Origin of the sequence: Seohaeicola sp. (assembly GCF_048006315.1) — a bacterium.
In the GTDB taxonomy this organism is placed as follows: domain Bacteria; phylum Pseudomonadota; class Alphaproteobacteria; order Rhodobacterales; family Rhodobacteraceae; genus Seohaeicola.
Genome location: NZ_CP180350.1, coordinates 2,435,341 through 2,449,165, shown reverse-complemented (window position 1 = coordinate 2,449,165; position 13,825 = coordinate 2,435,341). Strand labels below are relative to the sequence as shown.

At 59.0% G+C, this 13,825-nt stretch carries 15 protein-coding genes and 1 tRNA gene; 9 read left to right on the top strand and 7 right to left on the bottom strand.

Annotated features, from left to right (window positions below; all coding sequences use genetic code 11):
- Positions 1-40: 40 nt before the first annotated feature.
- The 3 genes from ACMUJL_RS12365 to ACMUJL_RS12355 form a co-directional block, all read right to left on the bottom strand.
- Complete coding sequence (locus ACMUJL_RS12365) at positions 41-442, bottom strand: MotE family protein (protein WP_375567942.1); 402 nt, start codon at positions 440-442, stop codon at positions 41-43.
- A 179-nt stretch (positions 443-621) separates the two neighbouring features.
- The gene (locus ACMUJL_RS12360) at positions 622-1,020 is read right to left on the bottom strand and encodes a hypothetical protein (protein ID WP_375573911.1); all 399 of its coding nucleotides are present in this window, start codon (positions 1,018-1,020) and stop codon (positions 622-624) included.
- Between the two features lie 30 nt (positions 1,021-1,050).
- Positions 1,051-1,533 (bottom strand): flagellar basal body-associated FliL family protein, encoded by a 483-nt coding sequence (locus tag ACMUJL_RS12355; protein WP_375567944.1) that lies wholly within the window; start codon positions 1,531-1,533, stop codon positions 1,051-1,053.
- Positions 1,534-1,654: 121 nt separating this feature from the next.
- Between ACMUJL_RS12355 and fliF the strand changes: the two genes are divergently transcribed.
- The 5 genes from fliF to ACMUJL_RS12330 all read left to right on the top strand — a co-directional run bounded on the left by fliF (position 1,655) and on the right by ACMUJL_RS12330 (position 7,048).
- Complete coding sequence (gene fliF / locus ACMUJL_RS12350; protein ID WP_416914289.1) at positions 1,655-3,280, top strand: flagellar basal-body MS-ring/collar protein FliF; 1,626 nt, start codon at positions 1,655-1,657, stop codon at positions 3,278-3,280.
- Positions 3,280-3,876 carry an ABC transporter ATP-binding protein gene (locus ACMUJL_RS12345; protein WP_375567948.1) on the top strand — a complete coding sequence of 199 codons (597 nt, stop codon included), beginning with the start codon at positions 3,280-3,282 and terminating at the stop codon, positions 3,874-3,876. Before fliF ends, ACMUJL_RS12345 begins: the two co-directional genes overlap by 1 nt.
- Positions 3,869-4,162: a FliM/FliN family flagellar motor switch protein gene (locus ACMUJL_RS12340; RefSeq protein WP_375567950.1), complete on the top strand. Its 294-nt coding sequence runs from the start codon at positions 3,869-3,871 to the stop codon at positions 4,160-4,162. The genes ACMUJL_RS12345 and ACMUJL_RS12340 overlap by 8 nt, the downstream gene beginning before the upstream one ends.
- A gap of 32 nt (positions 4,163-4,194) precedes the next feature.
- A complete protein-coding gene (fliP, locus tag ACMUJL_RS12335; RefSeq protein ID WP_375567952.1) occupies positions 4,195-4,908 on the top strand; it encodes a flagellar type III secretion system pore protein FliP in 714 nt (237 codons plus the stop codon).
- Between the two features lie 268 nt (positions 4,909-5,176).
- Positions 5,177-7,048 (top strand): FAD-binding monooxygenase, encoded by a 1,872-nt coding sequence (locus ACMUJL_RS12330; RefSeq protein ID WP_375567954.1) that lies wholly within the window; start codon positions 5,177-5,179, stop codon positions 7,046-7,048.
- Positions 7,049-7,190: 142 nt separating this feature from the next.
- On the opposite strand, the gene ACMUJL_RS12325 is transcribed toward ACMUJL_RS12330, so the two are convergent.
- The 4 genes from ACMUJL_RS12325 to ACMUJL_RS12310 all read right to left on the bottom strand — a co-directional run bounded on the left by ACMUJL_RS12325 (position 7,191) and on the right by ACMUJL_RS12310 (position 11,106).
- Positions 7,191-7,266 (bottom strand) — tRNA-Thr (locus ACMUJL_RS12325).
- A gap of 44 nt (positions 7,267-7,310) precedes the next feature.
- Positions 7,311-8,807, bottom strand: a complete 1,497-nt coding sequence (locus ACMUJL_RS12320) for a heme biosynthesis protein HemY (protein ID WP_416914288.1) — start codon at positions 8,805-8,807, stop codon at positions 7,311-7,313.
- Positions 8,808-8,818: 11 nt separating this feature from the next.
- The gene (locus tag ACMUJL_RS12315; protein WP_375567958.1) at positions 8,819-10,123 is read right to left on the bottom strand and encodes a COG4223 family protein; all 1,305 of its coding nucleotides are present in this window, start codon (positions 10,121-10,123) and stop codon (positions 8,819-8,821) included.
- 92 nt (positions 10,124-10,215) lie between these two features.
- Positions 10,216-11,106 carry a uroporphyrinogen-III synthase gene (locus ACMUJL_RS12310; protein ID WP_416914287.1) on the bottom strand — a complete coding sequence of 297 codons (891 nt, stop codon included), beginning with the start codon at positions 11,104-11,106 and terminating at the stop codon, positions 10,216-10,218.
- On the opposite strand from ACMUJL_RS12310, the gene tsaD reads away from it, so the two are divergent.
- From tsaD to ACMUJL_RS12290, 4 genes are read left to right on the top strand one after another with little or no spacing between them, the layout of a single operon-like run.
- On the top strand, positions 11,035-12,132 hold the full coding sequence (tsaD, locus tag ACMUJL_RS12305; protein ID WP_416914286.1) for a tRNA (adenosine(37)-N6)-threonylcarbamoyltransferase complex transferase subunit TsaD: 1,098 nt from the start codon (positions 11,035-11,037) through the stop codon (positions 12,130-12,132). The two genes, ACMUJL_RS12310 and tsaD, sit on opposite strands and share 72 nt — an antisense overlap.
- Positions 12,129-13,085, top strand: coding sequence for an NAD(P)H-dependent glycerol-3-phosphate dehydrogenase (locus tag ACMUJL_RS12300; protein WP_375567964.1), 957 nt, complete (start codon positions 12,129-12,131; stop codon positions 13,083-13,085). Before tsaD ends, ACMUJL_RS12300 begins: the two co-directional genes overlap by 4 nt.
- Positions 13,086-13,358, top strand: a complete 273-nt coding sequence (locus tag ACMUJL_RS12295; RefSeq protein WP_375567966.1) for a YciI family protein — start codon at positions 13,086-13,088, stop codon at positions 13,356-13,358.
- Positions 13,358-13,777, top strand: coding sequence for an EVE domain-containing protein (locus tag ACMUJL_RS12290; protein ID WP_375567968.1), 420 nt, complete (start codon positions 13,358-13,360; stop codon positions 13,775-13,777). The genes ACMUJL_RS12295 and ACMUJL_RS12290 overlap by 1 nt, the downstream gene beginning before the upstream one ends.
- Positions 13,778-13,825: the final 48 nt, after the last annotated feature.

Genomic DNA, 13,825 nt, shown 5'->3' with positions numbered 1-13,825 from the left:
GATTGCAGATCCGGGTTAAGATTCTCTGTGCTCCGGGGTATCAGTCTCGTGGAGCAGACGCATTTCTTCCGGCCAGTATGACGCTGAGCGAATATGCAGATTGAGGTGTCAGACCTGCCAAGATCCCTGCCGCCGCTTCCGGCCGCATGCGACCGAGAAAGCCCGCGGCAAACTCCGGGCTCATTTCTTCGAAAAGAATGGCGGCATCTTTGGGTTTCATGGCTTCATAGACCGTCACAAGGCGGGAAATGTCATCTTCCGCCGCCGTCGCCGCCAATGACAGCGTGGCGCGCAGGCTTTCTTCGGATTCCGCAAGACTGGTCAATTTCTGCGCGATCTCGCGATCTGCGAGCACAAGCGCTTGCATTCGCGCGTTGATCTGTTCTTCGCGCATGTTCAGACGCTGCTCTCGGTTCTGGAATTCCGCAATCAATGCGGCCATGTCTGCGGGCGGTTCACAAGCTACGGCCGCGTCTGTTTCAATTGACTGATTTCCCGTTGCCATGGCTTCCGTTGCTCCAATTCCCGCGCGGATCAATGCCGAGCCGACAAGGAGAATGGCAATCGTGGCAAGGGACCCCCGGCCAATCCTGGCAGGCAATCTTTGTTTGCGCGACGACCTCATCTAATGCGGCCACTTTCGGCGGCGCGATGGCGCATGAAGACTGGTTCGGCTTTCACCTTGAGAGACAGATCATCCTGCGGATTCGTCGGGGTTTGGGGGCGCTGCGGCTCTGCTGGAAGATCGTGCATGGAGGCCACCAACAGCTCGAGGCGCTTGGCAACCGTTTCGGCACGGTCGGTCAGCCCCTCGAGTGTCACGTTTGAAGTGGAAGCCGTTTTCTGGGCTGAAACGAGTGTTTTCGCCAGGTCGTCGACCTGTGCCGACAGCACGGCGACAGCTCCGCCAATGCCATTTTCAAGATCGTTGAAGCGGGCCAAGCGTCGCGCCAGGATGTAGCAATAAAAACCAGCTCCCAACGCACCTGCTACAAGCAGGATATCCGAAATAACCCTGATTTGAGCAACTGTATCCATAACTTGCATCCTTCAGTTCAGAATGAATTCCATGACCAGAACGTCACGCACCCGATCCGGTCCGACGACGATTTGAATGCGGCGCAGGATCTGTGTTCTCAGCGTTTGCAATGCTGCGGGGTTTTCCAGATCGCGGGTTTCGACCGCCCTGAGATAGGTGTTGAGGACATCGATGATCCGGGGCAGCATCTCACGGACCGCAGCGACCTGCGCCACTTCGACCTCCAGCTGTGCGCTGAAACGCAGATGTCGGTTACCTGATTGCGGCGCGAGCGAGATGACCATCGGATCAAGCGGTACGAACGCAATCTCCGGAGTCGCGACAGTCGAATCGGAAACCTGTTCGGCTTGTGATTCGCCAATCGGCAGAAGCCCGGAATACACGACATAGAATCCCCCGCCGCCAGTCGCGATCGCCAACAAAAGCCCCGCAATAACGGGTAATTTGAGGGATTTTCGCGTGGATCCTTCTGTCTTTGTATCAATCGCGGCCATGCCCGAACCTCATGCGTCTACAGGCCAATCTGTAACTCTGAGGAGCTAACCGATTGTTAAGACCGATCTGCGATCAATCCGGTGAGGCAGGTAGAATTTCCGTCGATGACAAAGGTGAACAGTGCAGCAAATCGTAAAGATCTGGTCCGGTCTGGATACTGGCAAGAAGCTTCTGATCGGTCTGGCCAGCGTTGCCGTGCTTGCGGCATTTGTGGGCCTTTTCCGTATGGCCTCCAACCCCGGGATGACCCTTTTGTACGCAGGGCTCGAAGCGACCGCTGCCGGTGATGTCATCCAGTCATTGGAACAAAAGGGCATAAATCATGAAGTGAGGGGCGGGGCGATCTATGTCGAATCGCGCGCACGCGATGTGTTGAGAATGACCCTCGCGGCCGAGGGTCTTCCGAAGAATGGAATGCAGGGTTACGAACTTCTGGACATGCTGAAAGGTTTTGGCACCACGTCGCAGATGTTCGATGCCGCTTATTGGCGGGCCAAGGAAGGCGAGCTCGCGCGCACAATCATCGCCAGCCCCATGATTACCGCCGCGCGGGTTCATGTCGCCAATACGAGCGGCAATCCGTTCCAGCGCGCAGTCACGCCATCGGCATCGGTCACAGTGACGACGACAGGCGGAAATGTCGCTGCCCCGCAGGCGCGGGCAATCAAGTTCCTCGTCGCATCAGCGGTACCTGGCCTCAAACCCGATGATGTCGCCATCATCGATAGTGTCGCGGGTCTCGTCGCAGCGGCAGAAGATCAAGGGCAAGTGCAGAATGGTGAAGATCGAAGCGACGCCTTGCGCGATCGCGTACTGCGATTGCTCGAAGCACGGGTTGGCGTCGGGAACGTTGTTGTCGAGGTTGATATTTCCACCGATTCCGTGAGCGAAACCGTACGCGAGCGTACTGTCGATCCGTCCAGCAGGGTTGCCATCAGTACTGATACTGAAGAATCCAGCAATGATTCGACCGGCGCCGCAGATGGTGCCGTTACCGTGGCTTCCAATCTGCCGGGTGGAGAAGCGGCCAGTGCAGAAGGCTCGCGCAGTTCAAACAATCAGACCCGCGAACGCGTCAACTATGAAATATCGGAAACGTCGCGAGAAGTTCTGCGCAGCCCTGGAACGGTGAAGCGTATTACGGTCGCTGTTCTTGTGAACGGTATTCAGCAGCTTGATGGCGAAGGTCAGCTGACTCTTGAGCCCCGCACGGAAGTCGAACTTGAGGCCCTCAAGGACCTTGTCGCCTCTGCTGTCGGATTGGATGAGGCGCGAGGCGATCAAGTCACGCTGAAATCCATGGATTTCTTGCAGAATGCCCCGATGGGAACCTACGCGGAAAGCAATCTGTTCCACAGTATGGGCCTGGATGCGATGTCATTGATCCAGATGGCCGTCCTCGCGATCGTAGCCTTGCTTTTGGGCCTCTTTGTTTTGCGCCCGATCCTGGCACCGAAGGCCGAGTCGTTCCCGCTTGCCCCCCAGACAGCCATTCCGCGCATGAGCATCGGTAGCGCCGGGATCGGGAGTGAGGAACTGACGCCGCTTACCGGCGAAATTGCGGATGATGATTTCGATTTTGGGGCGTTGTCGGTACCACAAGCCACCTCAGGTCTGACCACCACCGGCGAACAGGGCATGGCTGCTGATCCAGTGGATCGTTTGCGGGCGTTGATCGCGGAAAGACAAGACGAGACAGTCGAGATTCTGCGCGGGTGGATCGAAAATCGAGGAGAGAAAGCCTGATGCCGATTTCCCATCTTCTTGAGGATTTTCACAACGTCCCGACCGGCAGGAACCTGCAAATTATCTCGGAAGAAACACTTGAAGATGCACGGCTTTCCGCGTTCGAAAAAGGTTATCAGGCCGGATGGGACGATGCGAGTGCCGCGCATGAAACCGAGCAATCCCATATTTCGGCCGAGTTTGCGCGAAACCTTCAGGACCTAAGCTTCACATACCAAGAGGCTTACAACCACGTCATGCGGTCGATAAAACCCATACTTGACCGTATGTTTATCGATATTCTGCCCGAAATCGCAATACCTTCCCTGGGCATGCGGCTGTCTGAGGAAGCCTTGAGCATGGCCCGCCAAAGTGCCGAAGCTGTCATTGTGTTGCGGATGTCGCCAGAAACGGCGCAACGGCTCGAACCCCTTTTGGTCAAGAAGATGCCGATGCAGGTCCGCCTGCTGGAGGACGACACCATTGGAGGCGGGCAAGTCTACCTCAGGCTGGGCGAGCAGGAGAAATGCATCGATCTGGATGGTCTGATTGGTCGGATGAAAACACTGATTGAGGAATTCACCCAAGACTTCGGAAGGCCGCAAACCGATGGATGAGAACAAAAGACCAAGAACCAGCATTGATTCTGCAAATCCACTTGCGTCGGTACCGATAGAGATCACGATCTCGGTTGGTCGAGCGCGGCCTCTGATCCGCGACTTGCTGCAGATGGGGGCAAACGCCGTCCTGCCACTGGATCGGCGGGTGGATGATCCGGTTGAGCTTTTTGTTGGTGACAGGCTGATCGCGCGCGGTGAGCTGGAAGAACTGGAGGGCGAAAGCAAAGGCAAGCTTGCCGTTCGGCTGACAGAAGTCAGCGACCTCAAGGGCGAGCTTAAATGATCTTGTACAGGGTGGCTGTTCCCCTATGCCTGATGTTGACGATACTGATCCTCGGCCTGATGACCGGTCCGGCAGCTGCACAGGAGTTTTCATTCGCAGACCTGGATGGCGATGCGCTGACGGGGCGCAGTATTCAACTCATAGCACTTTTGACGGTTCTGAGCCTCGCTCCTGGAATCGCAATCATGGTGACCTGCTTTCCCTTCCTTGTGACTGTCCTTGCAATCCTCAGGCAAGCGATCGGACTGCAGCAATCACCCCCGAACATGCTGATCGTCAGTCTTGCTTTGTTCCTGACCTATTTCATTATGGATCCAGTGTTCAGAGCGGCATGGAATGAGGGCCTTCAGCCACTGTTGCAAGACACCATCGGTTTCGAGGAAGGGTTCGAGAGAACACTGATGCCTTTCAGGGTATTCATGGCCGGTCGCCTTGATCCTGATACCTTCACGTCAATGGCCGAGCTGCGGCCTGACGCAAGCGGGATTCAACCGGGGCCAGACGCCCCGCTCTCCATTCTGATTCCCAGTTTCCTACTGTCAGAGATCGCCCGCGCCTTTCAGATCGGCTTTCTGATATTTCTGCCCTTTCTGATCATCGACCTGGTAGTTGCAGCCGTTCTGATGTCGATGGGCATGATGATGGTCCCGCCTGCAATCGTGTCATTGCCGTTCAAGCTGGCGTTCTTTGTCATTGCCGATGGGTGGCACTTGCTCGCAAGCGCTTTGGTCAGGGGCTATTCTTGAAGCCTTCCCCAGACTGCAGGAAAGCCCACCTTTCAAAGACATGTGGACATATCCGACAATCCGCATGCACGCCGGAAGGCAACACTTACGCGCACTCCGGTGGTTTCACAGAGGTTCCACGACAATGTGCGGCCCTTTTCGGTGAAAAGCCGCCTCCAGAAGCCGAGACCAGCCATTCCTCCAAATTTTGATACGTATGCTTACGATATTGACAGGCAGACCTCATGCGACTTATTGATAAGCATACGTAGCAATAGGATCGGCCCAAATGCAGTATCATCTGAACGGATTTCGCAGTGGTGACCCCAGTATCGCCGATGGTATCAGGTTTGACGCCACCTCACCGAAGGCTGTGGACGTCCTGATCGTGGGATGTGGACCGGCGGGCTTGACGCTGGCGGCGCAATTGGCGGCTTTCCCGGATATCGTGACCATGATTACGGACCGCAAATCAGGCCCACTGCAAGTCGGTCAAGCCGATGGCGTTGCCTGCCGCTCTGTCGAGATGTTCGAAGCCTTCGGCTTTGCAGAGAAAGTCCTCAAGGAAAGCTATTGGGTCAGCGAGGTCGCATTCTGGCGGCCCGGTGCAGATGGTTCGCCCCTTGTCCGCGCTGACCGCATTCAGGATGTCGAAGACGATCTGTCAGAGATGCCGCATGTCATCCTGAACCAGGCGCGTATCCACGATTTCTATCTTGAATTGATGCGCAACTCTTCCCGCCGGCTGGAGCCCGTTTACGGCCACGATCTGGTGGATCTGACGATGACGGACGACCCGGACTATCCCGTCATTGCAACCTTCAAGAACGGCGAGAGCACAGGACAGACCGAGATAATTCGCGCCCGATACGTGGTGGGCTGCGATGGTGCACGCAGCACGGTTCGCCGGTCGATGGGTTATGACCTGAAGGGCGAGGCTGCACGCCAGCTTTGGGGTGTCATGGATGTTCTGGCCGTGACCGATTTCCCGGATATCAGGCTCAAGGCTGCGATCCAGTCGGCCCATGATGGCAGCATTCTCGTCATTCCACGCGAAGGCGGCTACATGGTGAGACTTTACATCGAACTTGACGCATTGCATGGCGACGAGCGTGCGGCCGATCACAATGTGACCTCCGAGATGCTGATCAGCAAGGCGCGCAAAATACTTGCGCCCTATACGCTGGATGTGAAGGAAGTCGCCTGGTGGTCCGCCTATGAGATTGGACAGCGTGTCTGCGACAGTTTCGACGATGTGCCGGAGGCCGAGCGGGGATCACGTGTCCCGCGCATCTTCATCGCAGGGGATGCCTGCCATACCCATAGCCCGAAAGCGGGACAGGGCATGAACGTGTCCATGGCCGACACCTTCAATCTTGGCTGGAAACTGGCCGCCGTGCTGCGCGGGCAAGCCGATGCAACCCTGCTGGATACCTATTCCGAAGAGCGGCGCGCGAAAGCCAAGGAACTGATCGATTTCGACAAGGACATGGCGCGCCTGTTCAGCGCCAAACCCAAGGACGCCGCCGAGTCAGCCCAGTTTCAGCAATATTTCAAGAAACATGGCCGCTATACAGCGGGTGTCGAGACCAGATATGCACCATCGCTTCTGACGGGCACCGGCACACATCAGATGCTTGCCACCGGTTATCAGACCGGCATGCGATTCCATTCAGCGCCCGTCATCCGGCTCTGTGACGCGAAGCCGATGCATCTGGGACATGCAATCAAGGCCGATGGCCGGTGGCGTGTGATCGCCTTTGCCGCCAAAGGGGATCACGGTCAACCTCAAGGGAAGATTGCCGCCCTTTGCCAGTGCCTGCTTGAGGGACCGATCGCGCGCTTCACAGCCGCAACTGCAGATATCGACAGCGTGATCGATCTGCGTGCTGTGTTTCAGGCACCACATCGCGAGATGGATGTCGAAGCCTTGCCAGATTTGCTGCTGCCGCGCAAAGGCAGATACGGATTGATCGACTACGAAAAGGCGTTCTGTCCGGATATGAAAAGCGGAGTCGACATTTTCGACCACCGCGGCATCGATCGCCAGCAGGGCGTCGTACTTGTCGTGCGCCCGGATCAATACGTGGCGCAAGTCTTGCCAGTGGATGCCCATGCCGAGATCATGGCCTATTTCGACGGTTTCATGATTCCGGTCTGATCGGCCTGGAACGGCTGCCACGCCCGGCAACACCTTGGGCGTGGCCAGCCTTTGCCCGCCCTGCAAACGTTGACGCGACACAATGCATCCCCCCTGGACAGAAGGGGTCTGGTGCATCTTGATCATGTGTTGTGTTGGAAAGTGGTGCCGCTGAAGGGACTCGAACCCCCGACCCCATCATTACGAATGACGTGCTCTACCAGCTGAGCTACAGCGGCCTGTGAGGCGGGGCTATAGCACCCCGCCCATGGATGGAAAAGACCTATTTTCGGGCGGTATCCCCATCCGGCGCAGCCGCATCTATCGGACGATGCAAGGTTTCTTCATCAGGAAGAAGTTCCGCATCCGGGACTTCGTCATCTTGTGACGAGGTCTGATCCTGGATCGAACCCACAATCATGGGAAGCATTTCCGACCCGGCCTGCGCCGAAGCCGCACCGGCGGGCGGCGAGATCCAGGCGAGCGTGTCGAAGGATTTGCAATTCTCGCAGATGGGCACCCATTCCGCATGTATGTTGTGGCAGTTCTCGCAGACCCATTGCGGACCGCGTGGGGCAGTCAAGGCCCTGGCCAGCCACCCTTTGACCACGACATCAGACGCGCCTTCGCCACGGGCAATAGCAGCCATGACTGTCATCACCCGGGCATCCGGTGCCGTATCAACAAGATCGCCCAGCGCACGCCGTGCCTCGGGGAAATCCTCGTTCGCGATGTTCAATTCGGCCAGCAAGAGGCGCGACTCCACGTGATCCGGATGCTGGGCGACAAGTGGCTTGAACCGCTTCAACCGCGCTGCCGGTGTTTCATCGGGCACGATCGCCGCAAAGGCAGCGGCAAGATCAGGATGCGGCTGGGCGGCCCAGGCCTTCTTGATCACGCGGGTTGCGTATTTGGCGTTGCCCTGCTCGATGTAACCACGGGCGGCAAAGGCCGCTGCAGGGATCAGATCGGGCGAAAGCTTGTTGGCTTCGATCGAGGCCTCGCGCGCCGTGATGTCATTACCCTCTGCCAGAACTTCCTTTGCCTCGGACAGGGCCAGAACGGCATCGCGGCGCTTGTGCACGTCTTTCGGAAGGCTGCCATACTTGAGTTTCGCACCAAGCGTGCGGCGTGCACCGGCCCAGTCATGCGCGCTGGCCTGAAGGCGCAACAGAACATCCTGCGTCTCTTCATGCTTGGGGTGCAGGTCCAGCGCCTTTTCGGCCAGTTTCAGGGCCGTTGCCGTATCACCATCCGCCAGTTTCTGCTTCATGATACCGCGCACCGCGACAAAGCGGGTGGAATTGTTTTTCAGAAGACGTTTGTAGACTTCTTCCGCCTTGCGCCGGTCGCCACACATCTCGGCGGCCTGGGCTGTCAGAAGGTTGGTCAGTTCCGGCTTGTGAAGATAGCGCTCCGCCTTGCTGGCCTTGGCCATGGCCAGACGCCCCTCGCCTGCGGCCAGCGCCAGCATGCCTTCGGACAAGGCCTGATAGCCTTTGCGTTCCCGATTGCGATTGAAATAGCGGCTTAGTGCTGTTTCATCCCCGTTGATGAATTTCAGGACAGCCACCAGCAAGGCCAGAAGGCGCAGGGTCAGCCAGACCAGGAACACAAGCGCGATCAGAAGAATGACGGCATAGAGCGGTGTCAGGTTGATCTCGTACCCGGCGGCGGCGATGCGAACACCGCCATCCAGTTCCATCAGGTAGACGGCCCCCATCGCTGCAGCGGCAACCAGAACAACGAAAAGGATAATCTTGATGAGCGACCACAGCATTCCGTTATCCTTCAGTTCGTGTTCAGAGATTGGGCAAGATTGCGCGCGGCATCGGTCAATGTGACGCGCATCTGGGCCCGGGCCTGCCAATCGGCCAATACCGTCGCCGCCTCATGCGGCAAGCGCGCGATTTCAGCCAGCGTTTCGGGCAGTCGTCCATCGCGCAGCGCCGCTTCGGCCCGCGAAAGGATCGCATCCGGGTCATCCCCTTCACGCGGCTGCAATGACCTGAGGCCAAGCTGAGTTTCGAAAAACCCGCCAATGCCACCCGGGTTCTGTGCCTGCCGCGCCGCACGCAACGCATCACGGGCAAGATCGGGAAAGTCGGCCTGCAAGGCGGCAAGCGTCGGTGCCCCGGTATCCGCCTGTTCCAGCAAGGCTGTCGGAACCTCGACATTCGCGGCAGTCAGATCGTTCAGCGCCTCTGTATAGCCCGTCCCGGCATCAAGGGCCGTGACGATGCGCGTCACGGCCGCACGCGTCATCGCAGCCTGCGCCGATAGCTGCGCCTGCGCTTCGGCTTGCGCAGCCTCATCCGAGAGCGTTGCAATCTGTGCCTGTTGCGCCGCAAGAGCGGTGCGGATCTGATCCAGCTCGGCGCGCGCATCGGCAAGGGCAGCCTGTGCCTGTGGGTCGACAGCGGCACCTTCCGCAACGGGTCTGGCTTCCAATGCGTCGATCCGGCCTGCCAGAACGCCGATTTGCGTTGTCAGATCATCGATCGCAGGGCCGAGATCGGGCATGTCAGGCTGGGCTTGAGGCTGGGGAGCCGCCTCGAGTGCGGCAAGGCGAGCCTGCAGATCGGATACCAGCGCCTGCTGTGCGGCTGTCCTCTGGTCGATCTCGGTCAAAAGGCTTTGTCCAGCCCCGAGGCCAGGCAAAGGCATTCCCTCAAGAACGCCGCTTCTTGCAAGACCAAAGCCGATGGCCGCCGCTGCAACACCGCCCAGCAACATCGGGACAAAACCACCCTTTCTGATCACAACCTGTTCGGTCGAGGCCGGCTTTTCGGGCTTTGTGACGCCGGATTCGCCATCATCTGCGGGGCGTGTTTCTGTCTCGGGTGTTTCCTGATCTGCCGGTGCGGACTCATCCTTCTGGTCAGCAGAAGCTTCTGCCGCCTCGGCATTCACGGGATCTTTCTGGGATATCTCTTGATCTTGGTCCGCAGGGGGGGGTTCAACTTCTGCTCCATCCTCGGCCGCGGCCTTGGACGACGGGTCGCCATCGTCCGCTGGATCGTTCAGGATGACGGCATCTTCGATTTCGTCATTGGGCCGTTCCTGGTTCGGGGAGTTCTTTTTCTTTTCCGGCACCGGCAGCAACCCTTTCGAATCTGATATCACGCATACTTGGATCAGATGAAAGCCTACTGTGCCGGGCTTTCTGCCTCAAGCCATGCATGGCCTTATAATGGCATCTGCTTGTCCCAGGGGGTGGTGTCAAGAAGATCGGCGACAACCTTGGCCATGCTTTCGAAATCAGGATGGCTGGCGACATGCATCTGTTCAACGTCAAAACGCAGGGCGTTGGCGGTCGCTTCACTTATCGCGACGGCGTAAACCTTGGCACTGACGGGTGCGGATCCCATCAATGCGGCGCTTCGTGGTGAAAAAAGCGGCAGGATCACCGGCCTGTCCCCGTCCAGAAGCGCTTTTGCCTCTTCAGTCAGGGTCAGGGCATTCTGATGGTAGACGATCGCCTGGGCCACGGGGACCCCGACTGCGCCGAGTCTTTCCGGGATGTCGCCGCGGGCATGCGCGCCACGCACATGCAACATCGGCGCCGCAGGTTTGTCCTGCTTGATGCGCGCGACCAGTGCATCGGCATCACCCCCCGCGGATGTCGCCTGCAAACCCGCAGCCATGGCGGCCCGGGCGGTTGCATCACCGACGGTGTAACAGGGAAGGGACTTGGGTCCGTTGGCCGCGACATAGGTCGCAACGCCATTGGCAGAGGTAAAGATCAGGGTCCTGATGCCGTCGAGGCTTGGCAATCGCGGATCGAGCACGATTTCCATCAGAGGGGAAATGCACACGTCAAGGCGATCACCGAATGCAACAGACAACAGCTTCGCCATCCTGTGCGATGACGCTTCGGGGCGGGTCAACAAGATGACTGGCCGTGTCATGATTGCGCCGGGATTGTTTGCATCCTTGTCTGGTGTTACCTCGCAACCCGTGGTCTTGCAACGTTCAGGGCCGAGAATGGCAGGATTGAACGACCAATGGCCAAGGCGTTGACGATACTGGGTCTGGAAAGCAGCTGCGATGATACCGCGGCCGCCGTTGTCCGGCAACGCGGCTCTGAACCGGCGGAAATCATGTCTTCCATCGTGTTGGGGCAAGCTGAATTGCATGCGGCATTCGGCGGCGTCGTGCCCGAGATCGCAGCCCGGGCCCATGCCGAGAAAATCGATATTTGCGTGAAACAGGCCCTGTTGCGCGCGGGATTGACCCTTTCGGATGTGGATGCCATCGCGGTTACCGCAGGGCCCGGCCTGATCGGTGGCGTTCTGGCCGGGGTCATGTGTGCCAAGGGTCTGGCCGTCGGCACCGGTCTGCCCCTGATCGGGGTGAACCACCTTGCAGGTCATGCCCTGACGCCGCGCCTGACCGACCAGATCGACTATCCCTATCTGATGCTGCTGGTCTCTGGCGGGCATTGCCAGTTTCTTCTGGTGCAGGGTACCGATGATTTCACGCGTCTGGGCGGCACCATAGACGACGCACCCGGAGAGGCCTTTGACAAGACGGCCCGTCTTCTTGGCCTGCCGCAGCCGGGCGGCCCTTCGGTCGAAGCCGAAGCACGCAAGGGCGATGCCACCCGATATGCCTTTCCACGACCTTTGCTGGATCGCGAGGGATGCGACATGTCCTTTTCCGGCCTGAAGACCGCCCTTCTGCGGACCCGGGACCGGGTCGTGGAAGAAAAGGGCGGGCTGACCCCCGCCGACAGGGCCGATCTTTGCGCGGGCTTCCAGATGGCAGTTGCCGATGTGCTGGCAGAGAAAACGCGCAGGGCATTGCGCCTTTATCTGGCGGAAAACCCTGCTGACCCTGTCCTTGCCGTAGCCGGAGGGGTCGCGGCCAACAGCCTTATCCGCAGCAAACTCGAGTCTGTTGCAGCAGAAAACGGGGTACGCTTCGTTGCGCCGCCCTTGTCGCTCTGTACGGACAACGCAGCGATGATCGCTTATGCCGGGATGGAGAGGTATCGAGCGGGTTCGCAAGACGACCTGACTCTGGTCGCGCGGCCGCGTTGGCCACTGGACACCTCAAGCCCTGCGCTTCTGGGAAGTGGAAAGAAAGGGGCAAAGGCATGATCACAGTCATGGGCGCGGGCGCCTTCGGTACGGCGCTTGCCATTTCACTGGCCGAAGCCGGACAGGCGGTGACGCTATGGTCGCGAGACGAAGGACAGGTGCTTGCCATGCGGCAATCCCGCCATAACGCCCAGCGCCTGCCGGGCATTCCCCTGCCGGTTTCCCTGGCCATTCAGGCCGACATCCCGGCAGGCGACAGTCCAGTCCTGCTGTCCGTGCCGATGCAACGGATGCGCGATGTGATCGACGAACATCATTCAGCGCTGGACGGGCGCGATCTGGTCGCATGCTGCAAGGGGATCGAACTGAGCACGACAATGGGGCCCGTCGCTATCTTGCGCCAGATGCTGCCACGAAGCACCGCTGCAATCCTGACAGGGCCCAGTTTCGCCCGCGATATCGCACAGGGCTTGCCCACGGCACTGACCCTGGCCTGTGGTGATCCCGAAAAGGGCGCGATCCTGCAGCAGTCTCTGACAACGCGGAATCTGCGGGTTTACCGCACAACAGACACTGTCGGCGCCGAACTTGGCGGCGCCTTGAAGAACGTGATCGCGATTGCTGCAGGCGCTGTCACGGGCGCCGGGCTGGGCGACAGCGCACGTGCTGCCTTGATGACGCGCGGCTATGCCGAAATGCAGCGCTTGGCGCTGACCCTTGGGGCCAGGCCGGAAACGCTGTCGGGTCTGTCCGGGTTCGGTGATCTGGTGCTGACCTGCACAAGTCCGCAAAGCCGGAACATGCAATTCGGCATGGCGCTGGGCCAGAACACGGCCTTTGACCCGTCGATTACGGTCGAAGGCGCTGCCACCGCACGCGCGGCCTTGCAGCGCGCCACCGAGCAAGGGGTGGAGATGCCGATCACCGCCGCGGTCGTGGCCCTGCTTGACGGGAAGATCCAGCTGCGCCAAGCCATGGATATGCTACTGTCGCGTCCCCTGAAGGAGGAATGAATGCTGATCGCCCTTATCGCACGGGACAAACCCGGCGCCATAGAGACACGTCTGGCCAATCGCGCCGCACATCTGGATTACGTGACCCAAACCGGCGTGGTGCGGCAGGCCGGTCCCTTGCTGGACAAGGACGAACAGATGATCGGATCACTTTTGATCCTTGAGGTCGAAGACATGGAGGCAGCACGGCGCTGGGCGGCAGGGGATCCCTATTCCAAGGCCGGTCTGTTCCAGGATGTCGAACTGATCGCGTGGAAAAAGGTCATCGGTTGATGCGCTATTGGTTGTTCAAGTCAGAGCCTTCGGTCTGGGGCTGGAATGACCAGACCGCAAAAGGTGAAGACGGCGAGGAATGGAACGGCGTGCGCAACTACCAGGCGCGCAACTTCATGCGCGAGATGGAGGTTGGTGACCTTGGCTTTTTCTACCATTCACAGGACGAAAAGGCGGTCGTCGGGATTGTCGAAGTGATCAATCCTGCACATCCGGACAGCACAACGGACGATCCGCGCTGGGAATGCGTCGACATCAAGGCCGTCAAGCCTGTGAAGACGCCCGTCACACTGGAGCAGATCAAGGCCGATCCGCGACTGACGGAGATGGTTTTGGTGCGAAATTCGCGCTTGTCGGTACAGCCGGTCAATGCAGAGGAATGGCGGATCATCTGCGCTCTTGCCGGTTTGGACGGATGATTTCGAAAAATACGGGGGGCGCAGGCCAAGGCCAGAACCCCCCGTCAC